At 49.8% G+C, this 9373-nt stretch carries 10 protein-coding genes and 1 tRNA gene; 4 read left to right on the top strand and 7 right to left on the bottom strand.

Features of this window, described 5'->3' with window-relative positions:
- Window positions 1-779 (bottom strand): PLP-dependent aminotransferase family protein (locus VJY99_RS13660; RefSeq protein ID WP_324119303.1); only part of this gene is annotated, 779 nt, incomplete at its 3' end.
- 234 nt (window positions 780-1013) lie between these two features.
- On the opposite strand from VJY99_RS13660, the gene xni reads away from it, so the two are divergent.
- Window positions 1014-1784: a flap endonuclease Xni gene (gene xni / locus VJY99_RS13655; RefSeq protein ID WP_324119301.1), complete on the top strand. Its 771-nt coding sequence runs from the start codon at window positions 1014-1016 to the stop codon at window positions 1782-1784.
- Window positions 1785-1819: 35 nt separating this feature from the next.
- Here xni and rlmM read toward each other — a convergent pair whose 3' ends face one another.
- The 4 genes from rlmM to VJY99_RS13635 all read right to left on the bottom strand — a co-directional run bounded on the left by rlmM (window position 1820) and on the right by VJY99_RS13635 (window position 4846).
- On the bottom strand, window positions 1820-2920 hold the full coding sequence (gene rlmM, locus VJY99_RS13650; RefSeq protein WP_324119300.1) for a 23S rRNA (cytidine(2498)-2'-O)-methyltransferase RlmM: 1101 nt from the start codon (window positions 2918-2920) through the stop codon (window positions 1820-1822).
- The gene (locus VJY99_RS13645; RefSeq protein ID WP_324119298.1) at window positions 2913-3308 is read right to left on the bottom strand and encodes a DUF423 domain-containing protein; all 396 of its coding nucleotides are present in this window, start codon (window positions 3306-3308) and stop codon (window positions 2913-2915) included. Before VJY99_RS13645 ends, rlmM begins: the two co-directional genes overlap by 8 nt.
- 49 nt (window positions 3309-3357) lie before the next feature.
- Window positions 3358-4275, bottom strand: a complete 918-nt coding sequence (gcvA, locus tag VJY99_RS13640; protein WP_324119297.1) for a glycine cleavage system transcriptional regulator GcvA — start codon at window positions 4273-4275, stop codon at window positions 3358-3360.
- Between the two features lie 343 nt (window positions 4276-4618).
- The gene (locus tag VJY99_RS13635) at window positions 4619-4846 is read right to left on the bottom strand and encodes a YgdI/YgdR family lipoprotein (protein ID WP_324119295.1); all 228 of its coding nucleotides are present in this window, start codon (window positions 4844-4846) and stop codon (window positions 4619-4621) included.
- A 319-nt stretch (window positions 4847-5165) separates the two neighbouring features.
- Here VJY99_RS13635 and csdA point away from each other — a divergent pair, with 319 nt between their 5' ends.
- A complete protein-coding gene (gene csdA / locus VJY99_RS13630; RefSeq protein WP_324119293.1) occupies window positions 5166-6371 on the top strand; it encodes a cysteine desulfurase CsdA in 1206 nt (401 codons plus the stop codon).
- Window positions 6372-6812: a cysteine desulfurase sulfur acceptor subunit CsdE gene (gene csdE / locus VJY99_RS13625; RefSeq protein ID WP_324119291.1), complete on the top strand. Its 441-nt coding sequence runs from the start codon at window positions 6372-6374 to the stop codon at window positions 6810-6812. It abuts the gene before it with no gap.
- On the opposite strand, the gene tcdA is transcribed toward csdE, so the two are convergent.
- Window positions 6803-7612, bottom strand: a complete 810-nt coding sequence (gene tcdA / locus VJY99_RS13620) for a tRNA cyclic N6-threonylcarbamoyladenosine(37) synthase TcdA (RefSeq protein ID WP_324119289.1) — start codon at window positions 7610-7612, stop codon at window positions 6803-6805. The genes csdE and tcdA overlap by 10 nt on opposite strands.
- 118 nt (window positions 7613-7730) lie before the next feature.
- Entirely contained in the window at window positions 7731-8831 is a 1101-nt protein-coding gene (gene mltA, locus VJY99_RS13615) for a murein transglycosylase A (protein ID WP_324119286.1), read from the bottom strand.
- A 341-nt stretch (window positions 8832-9172) separates the two neighbouring features.
- On the opposite strand from mltA, the gene VJY99_RS13610 reads away from it, so the two are divergent.
- A tRNA-Met gene (locus VJY99_RS13610) sits at window positions 9173-9249 on the top strand.
- Window positions 9250-9373: the final 124 nt, after the last annotated feature.

The raw sequence follows: 9373 nt of genomic DNA, 5'->3' as shown, positions 1-9373 counted from the left end.
TGCTTCATCCACTCCGGCAGCACAATCCAACCCACTCGCAGACCAGGTGCGAGAATTTTAGAAAACGTTGAGGTATAAACCACATTTTCCTGGCTGCCACGCTCTGTCGCAACTTGCAGCAAAGTTTTCTCGCGCGCTTCGGTGAAGCTGATGGCGCCATACGGGTCATCTTCAACAATAACAAAGTGATGCTGTTCCGCCAGTTTGACCAGTTGTTCACGACGGCTGGCGCTTAACGTTGTGCCGCTTGGGTTACCAAAAGTCGGCACCAGGTAAACACCTTTGATGCGCGTCGTTTTGAGTAATTCTTCAAGCTCATCAACAATCATTCCGTGCTCATCACTGCCCACCGATTTCACATCGGCTTCATTCAGGCTCAGGATTTGCAGCGTTGCCAGGTAAGTTGGTCGCTCAACAACAAAGACGTCACCTGGGTTCACTAACGCACGCATCAGCAAATCCAGCGCCTGTTGTGAACCAGAGGTGATCAGAAGTTGCTCTGAGCTGGTGGTAATTCCCCGCTCCTGACACAACCCGACCAATTGCTGGCGCAATTCAACAGTGCCTTCTGTCAAACCATACTGAAACGCGTCGTTAAAGTTCTCAGCGACCACTTTTTGTGTCGCAATGCCCAGGCCTTCTCTATCGAATAACTCACTGGAAGGAATACCGCCTGCAAGGGAAATAACGCCTGGCATTTTGCTGTGCTTTAACAATTCTCTGATTGCTGAAGGTTGTAGAGCCTGTATACGGTGTGCGAGGTGTGAACTATTACTCATGTTGTTGTCTCTGATTTTTCTATTCATCTAAAATATCCCCATCATCCTTCAAGTCGCAGGGGGGTTGGCTGCAGCTCGAATGCTAATGGGTATATATATAGCAACCTAAGTACTTAACAATCCATTTCAACACAATAATAATGCGAGCCGCTTTCCTGAATCAGCTTCTCGCATTCGCGGTCACCCCCCAGAAATGTTAGTGTGTGCCAAGCGAATGTTGAAAGCGAAATACCCATGATGATTCATTTACTTATCGTTGATGCCTTGAACTTAATACGCCGTATTCATGCTGTTCAAGGCTCACCCTGCGTTGATACTTGCCTGCACGCCCTTGATGCGCTGATTACACACAGTCAGCCCACACACGCAGTTGCCGTCTTTGATGACGAAGAGCGACGTGAAGGCTGGCGACATCAGGTCTTGCCAGACTATAAAGCTGGGCGCGTGCCAATGCCAGATACCTTACATCAAGAAATGCCAATATTGCGTGCAGCCTTCACCAAAAGAGGCGTGGCATGCTGGCATTCTCGGGGAAATGAAGCCGATGATCTGGCGGCAACACTCGCTGTAAAAATAGCCGCAAGTGGTCATCGCGCCACCATTGTCTCAACCGATAAGGGGTTTTGCCAGTTACTTGCACCCACAATTCAAATCCGCGACTATTTTCAAAAACGCTGGCTCGATGCGCCTTTTATCGCGCAGGAATATGGCGTGTTGCCTGAGCAGCTTGCTGATTTCTGGGGACTGGCGGGGATTAGCAGCAGCAAAATTTCTGGCGTTCCGGGTATCGGGCCGAAAAGTGCCACGCAATTGATCAATCAATTTTCAACACTTGAAGCGCTCTATGAACGGTTGGATGAAGTCCCGGAGAAGTGGCGTAAGAAGTTAGAACAGCATCGGGAAAGTGCTTTTATCAGCCGCCAGGTGGCTCAATTGCAGACGGATTTACAGCTTGATGGTAATTTGCAGCAGTTGAGATTACCGGGTGGTACCCCCTCACCCTGACCATCACAAAGGTGGCCAGCATGAGGGGATGCTAATTATCTTTCGTCGCGACGGCCACCCACTGCGGCCCACATACGGCGCACGTGTACGGTCACTTCTTCACGGTCGTGGTATAGCTGGCGTGCCTGTATCTCCGCAGTGATACCATTCTCCTCCAGCCTTTCCCGAATCAGCGCCAGGTTCTGCGACACTTCTTCGTATCGTTTCTTCATCGGCAGCTTGAGGTTGAAAATAGTCTCGCGGCACCAACCGTTCACCAACCACGTTGCCATCAGGCTTGCGACCTTCGCAGGTTTCTCAACCATGTCACAGACCATCCAGGATATGTTGTTGCGAGTTGGCTTATATTTAAAACCATCTTCCTGCAACCAGGTGACTTGCCCGGTATCCATCAGGCTTTGCGCCATTGGGCCGTTATCGACAGAACAAACCCACATGTTGCGTTGCGTTAATTGGTAAGTCCAACCGCCAGGGCAGGCTCCAAGGTCAACGGCGTGCATCCCGTTTGCCAGACGCTCGTCCCACTCATCAGCAGGAATGAAAGTATGGAAAGCTTCTTCCAGTTTCAGCGTTGAACGGCTTGGTGCCTCAGAAGGTAATTTCAGACGTTGGATGCCCATATAGAAAGGCGAGTTGTTCGTGGTATAGGAATAACCGGTGTAACAACAACCCGGTGCAATAAAGAACACATGCACTACTGGGCGTTTTGTGGTTTCGTAGTTGGTCAGAATACCGGCTTCACGCAGGCTGGTGCGCAATGGCACCGTCAGCTTACGGCAGAACTTCATCAGCTCTTTGCTTTCGTTGGTATCGGCCACTTCCACGCGCAGATCACCACCTTTCTCAACCATACCCGTCAACATGCCGGTTATCGGTGTAATGCGATCGTCGGTCGGAAGATCTTTAAGCAGTTCACTGGCAACGATCATTTGACGTGCAAAGATCAGTTCGTTGAACGGCAATTCACGCGCCAGTTTGTCAGCATCATCTTCTTGATAACATTCGTAAATGACATAACCGCTGTTATCTTTTACGCGTGCAAAACCATAAACGCCACGCTGGTTGGCTTTATCGGTGATCTCTGCCGCGCACTCTTTCTCAAAACCTTGTCGGCAGTACAAAATAATTTTATTCATGGCTTACGCCCCTACGTTTCAGGCGCATTGCACCAATCAACATCAAGATCCAACCGGCGAGAAAACTCATTCCACCGACTGGAGTAACAAACGCCCACAGGCGTAAGTGAGACAGCGCCAGGCAATAAAGGCTGCCGCTGAATAGAACAGTACCGAGCGCCATAAATACGCTGCTCCAGTAAAACCAAATACTGATCCGGCGTTGCATGGCAACGGCCAGACCAAAAATCGCTAACGTATGAAACGCTTGATATTCGAGGCCAGTTTGAATCCACCCCATCTCTACAGCACCAAGTGTTTTACTTAATACGTGTGCCCCAAAGGCACCGAGGGCAACAAAGATAAAACCGCTAATCGCGGTAAAAATCAGCATGAATCGGCTGGTCATGGTGTAACCCTAAAGTAAGGCGTAGTGGCATGCCTACGCGCTGGTTTGCTTACTGATCGTAGCGAAAACGGAATTTTTCTTGTTCGCTCGCAGTTTTCGCCAAAATCCACTGCCTGAAGGCCGCTATTTTACCCAGTTCTGCCTGGCTGTCATGACAAACAAGATAAAAGGCATTTTTACTCACCAGAACATCATTGAACGGGCAAACTAAACGGCCTGCTTCAATCTCTGATTGCGCCATAACATTATTTGCCAAAGCAATGCCTTGCCCGTGAATGGCAGCCTGGAGCACCATCGCACTGTGGCTGAAAATCGGCCCATGTTGCACATTGATATGGCTTACACCCAATTGGCGAGTGTATGTCTGCCAGTCACGCCGGGACGCATCATGCAGCAAAGTATGATGTGCTAAATCTTCTGGAGTTTTGATAGGTTTAGCGCCTGTTAGTAGCAACGGCGAACAGACTGGCAGCAGATATTCCGCATACAATTTTTCCACACGCAGACCCGGCCAGTTGCCGCGGCCATAAAAAATCGCGACGTCGACATCATCCGAAAGTTTATCTTCCTGGCGGTCAACAGCCTGTATACGAACGTCAATTCCCGGATAAGCTGTATTAAAGCTCGTGAGGCGTGGCACTAACCAATGAATGGCAAAACTTGGCAACAGACTGACCGTTAACGCACCCTTAGCGCTACGGGCCTGCAGCTTACGTGTTGCCTCGGTTAACTGCGTAAATATCTCTTTGATGTCCAGATAGTAACTCTGCCCTTCTTCCGTCAGCAGCAACGAGCGGTTGCGGCGGCGGAACAATTTTAGGCCCAGAAAATCCTCCAGGGACTTTATCTGGTGGCTGACAGCGGCCTGAGTCACGAACAATTCTTCGGCCGCTTTAGTAAAACTCAGGTGACGAGCGGCGGCGTCAAATACACGTAAGGCATTTAAAGGAGGTAAACGCTTGGACATAGTTGATTGGCTTAAATGTTAAAGTCCATTAACAAACAGGTGAACTTAGTTAACCTATTAGTTTTTTTTATCTGAGCCATTATAAATTGTCCGTTGAGGATGCACCAGCAAATACCTATAGTGGCGTCACTTCCTGAGTCGGAACGAAAAGTTATCTGAAATGCGTGTTTTGGAGGGCTTTTGGCTTAGGGTTGTGATGTTGTGTTGTTGTGTTTGCAATTGGTCTGGCATTCCAGACCCCGGTAGCTTAGCTACCCCTTTTTCACTTCCTGTACATTTACCCTGTCTGTCCATAGTGATTAATGTAGCACCGCGAATTGCGGTGCTTTTTTTTGCCTGAAATCTAATAATCCAACTCAACCATCTCTTTTACATCAGTACGATTAATCTGCTGTTTATTCCCATTAGCATCTTTGTACTGAATCATCCCTGTTTCATCATCGGTATGAGGTTTGCCATCAGCGACGATGGAACGACCGTCATTGGTGTGCATCACATAGTTCGGGCTTGAACATGCTGAAAGTGCAAAAACCATCAGACCTGCTGTTACTGCTGCGGCTGCCTTATTCATATTCTTCTCCTTAGTAGCGATTAATGCTGAATTACGATTAAAAACAACCAAGGTGAAATATTCACCTAACACTATTCAGCATAACCCTCTTTCCCAAGCTTGTATGATTAAGCAGACTATTCCGAGAGTGACCTATCACCAATCATTCGAGTGATATCAAGGCTGCAAGGGAATGAATCCCGATGAGCTTACATAAGAATGTGATTTGGGTGAATGCACGCAGCTAACGAAGATGCAGCTTGAAGTATGTCGGATATTGATCCCTTGTGTGATTAAGACAAATACGCCACGATCACCTCATAGTGATACGAGGAAAATCATGAAAACATTTAATCCCGCCAGTTTTCGCGGCCAGTTTCCGGCGTTGGCTGATGCTGGTGTCTATCTCGACAGTGCCGCAACCACACTTAAACCTCGCGCCGTAATTGAAGCGACTCAGCAGTTTTATAGCCTGAGCGCCGGTAATGTTCATCGCAGCCAATTTGCCGAGGCACAGCGTCTTACCGAACGTTATGAAGCGGCTCGTGACAGTGTGGCGGCATTGCTCAATGCCCCTTGCGGAAAAGATATTGTCTGGACTCGAGGCACCACCGAAGCCATTAATTTGGTCGCTCAGTGTTACGCACGCCCGCGCCTGCAACCAGGTGATGAAATTATTGTTAGCGAGGCAGAACACCACGCGAACTTCGTCCCGTGGTTAATGGTTGCCGAGCAGACTGGTGCAAAAATTATCAAATTGCCGCTGGGCAAAAATTACCTCGCCGATCTCAATAAACTGCCCGAGTTGTTTAACGCCCGGACCAAAATCCTGGCGTTGGGCCAAATGTCTAATGTCACAGGTGGCTGCCCGGATCTTGCCAAAGCGATTACGCTTGCCCACGAAGCAGGTGCGGTCGTCATGGTCGACGGTGCACAAGGTGTGGTGCATTGCCCGCCGGATGTACAAGCGCTGGATATCGATTTTTACGCCTTCTCAGCCCATAAACTGTATGGCCCAACTGGAATTGGGGCGTTGTACGGTAAAAGTGCGCTGCTGGAAGAGATGTCGCCTTGGCTGGGCGGCGGTAAAATGATTACGCATGTCTCATTCGAAGGGTTTAAAACTCAGCCCGTACCGTATCGCTTTGAAGCCGGTACGCCAAACGTTGCGGGTGTCATTGGCCTGAGCGCGGCACTTGAATGGCTGGAAACGATTGATTTGACGGAAGCTGAAACCTATAGCCGAGGGCTCGCGACGCTTGCAGAAGCCGAGTTGGCAAAACGTCCTGGTTTTCGTAGTTTCCGCAGCCAAGACTCGAGCCTGTTAGCGTTTGATTTCGAAGGTGTTCACCACAACGATATGGTCACACTGTTGGCTGAATCGGGCATTTCGCTGCGCGCCGGTCAGCATTGTGCACAACCTTTGCTTGCCGCACTGGGCGTCGCGGGGACATTGCGTGCTTCTTTTGCCCCATACAACACGCAGAGTGATGTCGAGGCACTCGTCAAAGCTATCGATAACGCTCTAGAAATTCTGGTGGATTAAATGACAAGTGGATTTTTAGCCGGTCACCCATTTGGGACGTCTATCACCGCCGACAGCTTGCGAAGCACTTTTGCCCCGTTACAGCAGTGGGAAGATAAATATCGCCAACTGATTCTGCTAGGCAAGCAACTTCCGGCACTTCCTGCTGATCTCAAACGCGATGAGATAGAAATTGCAGGTTGCGAAAACCGCGTCTGGTTGGGTCACAGCCTGCACGCAAATGGCACGTTGCATTTCTATGGTGATAGTGAAGGACGCATTGTTCGCGGTTTGCTGGCGGTGTTACTCACCGCAATAGAAGGGAAAACGGCTGAACAGTTGCTGAAGGAAGACTCGCTCGCCCTGTTCGATGATTTAGGGCTGCGCAATCAATTAAGCGCATCGCGCAGTAGCGGGCTTGCGGCATTAGCGCAAGCCGTTCGCGCGGCGGTTCAGGCCTGAGTACGCGCCGCTTTCGCCATCATTTTCTTTAATACATGGGACACCGCCACAAAACCAAAGCTGGCGGTGACCATGGTTGCCGCACCAAAACCGGATGCACAATCCATACGCTTTGGGCCATCGGCAGTGCTTTTCATCGCACACACTGAGCCATCTGCTTGCGGGTAAACCAACGCTTCGGTGGAAAATACGCAGTCCACACCGAGCTTTCCTTTACTGTTCTTCACCACGCCAAAATCACTTTTTAGTCTTTCGCGCAGTTTTGCTGCCAGCGGATCCTGGATAGTTTTCGCCAAATCGACCACTTGAATCTGCGTAGGATCGATTTGACCACCCGCACCACCGGTTGTGACCAGCGGGATCTTGTTGCGTCGACAATATGCGATCAATGCCGCTTTAGGGCGAACGCTGTCAATGGCATCAATGACGTAGCTAAAACCTTGATTAAGCAGCTGCGCTGTATTTTCCGCAGTAATAAAGTCATCGACTACCGTAACGCGACATTCCGGATTAATTTCACGAATACGGGCCGCCATCACTTCGGTTTTAGCCTGCCCGACGTTATCACGCAACGCGTGAATCTGACGGTTGGTGTTAGTCACGCAAACATCATCCATATCGATAAGCGTAATCGCGCCAATACCAGTACGAGCCAGCGCTTCTGCAGCCCATGAGCCCACGCCACCAATGCCAATCACACAAACATGCGCGTCAGCAAAGAGTTGCAGAGCATCACGACCATACAAACGAGCAGTACCGCCAAAGCGTTGCAGCCAGGCATCGGACAAAACTACAGACATTACGTTTTCCTCGGAAAAATCTTTGCGGGTGTTTTTGCGGGTATTGATGAAATTCTGATTATACCCAAAATAATGCAAGCTGCAGGTGCGCTGACTGCAGCTTGAAGTATGAAGGGTATTATCCGGTAAACACGCTATTGGTGGTGCCTGGGGCGTTTTTCAGCACCCAAACACGGCCATAGTGGTTATACCAACCCGCACGGTGACCGGCATCAGCGCCAATTCCTTGGTAAATGTCGAAGTGTTGTCCTTTAATCGCACCGCCAACATCCAGCGCCACCATCACGCGTAATTCATATTGCCCACTGAATTTCCCATTGTTATCCAGTAACGGGACTTCAGCCAGAATCGTGGTGCCCGCAGGAATAATGGAGCGGTCTGAGGCCACGGACGCGCGGCCAATTAACGGCACGGCACTCGCCCCTTTCACTGGCGCGAAGCTCGCAGGTTTAAAGAAGACGAAGGATGGGTTCTGCTCAAGCAGTTCCTGTACTTCGGCCTGGCTGTGGGTTTCACCCCAATGACGAATAGCCTGCATCGACATATCTTCTTTCTTTACTTCTCCACGGTCGATAAGCACTTTGCCGATACTGCGATAAGCATGGCCGTTCTTACCTGAGTAGCCAAAGAAGGTTAATGGCTGACCATCACCAAAATCGATATAGCCGCTGCCCTGCACATCCATAATGAAGTTATCCATTAAGGAGTTGCTGTAAGCAATGATGTAGCTGTCGCTCAGCGCGCCACTGTAGATATCAGCACGGGAAGGTAGACGTCCGCGTTTTGGTGGCATGCGGTAAATAGGATACTGGAACTCCCCCTGACGGGTGTAACGCGCGTGCACAACCGGCGTGTAGTAGCCAGTAAATTGCACGTTACCGTAGTTGTCCGCACCTTCCATCTGCCAGGCATCAATACCGTACTGGCTCAGCTTGCTGGTGTCGCCACCGGCTTGCAGCCATTGCTGAACGGCACCGTAAACATCACTCTTGCTATTATAGAGGCGAGGAGAGGCAGAACGAATTTGGTTAACTTGCTCAGCAAAGTCGCCGCCGTTAATCGGGGCCCCTACCGCATCAGGCTGGTTTACGAGGGAAAAAGGCTGGGTGAATTTCCCGTCCTTATATTGCTGACCTTGATCTGTCGGTTTTGAAGAACAACCCGCCAGAATGGCAACCATCACTCCCGTTACAAAGTACTTAGTCCAACGTCCTATCATCACTTCCTCGCCCTGTTATTATTTCGCGCTATACCCGAGAGACTTCAAGATGCAGGTAGGCGGCAAACGAACAAATCCCGATGAGACTTACTAAAGTAAGTGATTACTCGGGTGCGTGAGTGCAGCCAACACCCCTGCATCTTGCAGGGCGACGGGTATACACGCCACGGGAAGATAGCAAACACCCAGCAAAAATTAAACGTGTTGCCCCCCGCATCGGTCAGATGTGTTCACTATTTATACTTAAAATAAATTATTATCAGATAGATGAGACAATTTGGGTATTTTTTAAAAAAAGTGTTGCATCAAAAGCCGAGCAGAGTATAGTGCGCTTCCACGGACGCGGGGTGGAGCAGCCTGGTAGCTCGTCGGGCTCATAACCCGAAGGTCGTCAGTTCAAATCTGGCCCCCGCAACCAACTAAGTCGCTTAAGTTTAGCGCAATGATGAAAGTCATTTGGGTACTAAAGAAGTTTACGGACGCGGGGTGGAGCAGCCTGGTAGCTCGTCGGGCTCATAACCCGAAGGTCGTCAGTTCAAATC

Origin of the sequence: Buttiauxella sp., from assembly GCF_035271705.1 — a bacterium.
Taxonomy (GTDB): Bacteria; Pseudomonadota; Gammaproteobacteria; order Enterobacterales; family Enterobacteriaceae; genus Buttiauxella.
The sequence above is the reverse complement of the archived record's forward strand: the minus strand, read 5'-3'. Positions and strand labels throughout refer to the sequence as shown.

Coding starts and splice junctions, on each gene's coding strand:
- xni (WP_324119301.1), top strand. CDS start 1,014: ATGATGATTCATTTACTTATCGTTGATGCCTTGAACTTAATACGCCGT.
- rlmM (WP_324119300.1), bottom strand. CDS start 2,920: ATGAATAAAATTATTTTGTACTGCCGACAAGGTTTTGAGAAAGAGTGC.
- VJY99_RS13645 (WP_324119298.1), bottom strand. CDS start 3,308: ATGACCAGCCGATTCATGCTGATTTTTACCGCGATTAGCGGTTTTATC.
- gcvA (WP_324119297.1), bottom strand. CDS start 4,275: ATGTCCAAGCGTTTACCTCCTTTAAATGCCTTACGTGTATTTGACGCC.
- VJY99_RS13635 (WP_324119295.1), bottom strand. CDS start 4,846: ATGAATAAGGCAGCCGCAGCAGTAACAGCAGGTCTGATGGTTTTTGCA.
- csdA (WP_324119293.1), top strand. CDS start 5,166: ATGAAAACATTTAATCCCGCCAGTTTTCGCGGCCAGTTTCCGGCGTTG.
- csdE (WP_324119291.1), top strand. CDS start 6,372: ATGACAAGTGGATTTTTAGCCGGTCACCCATTTGGGACGTCTATCACC.
- tcdA (WP_324119289.1), bottom strand. CDS start 7,612: ATGTCTGTAGTTTTGTCCGATGCCTGGCTGCAACGCTTTGGCGGTACT.
- mltA (WP_324119286.1), bottom strand. CDS start 8,831: ATGATAGGACGTTGGACTAAGTACTTTGTAACGGGAGTGATGGTTGCC.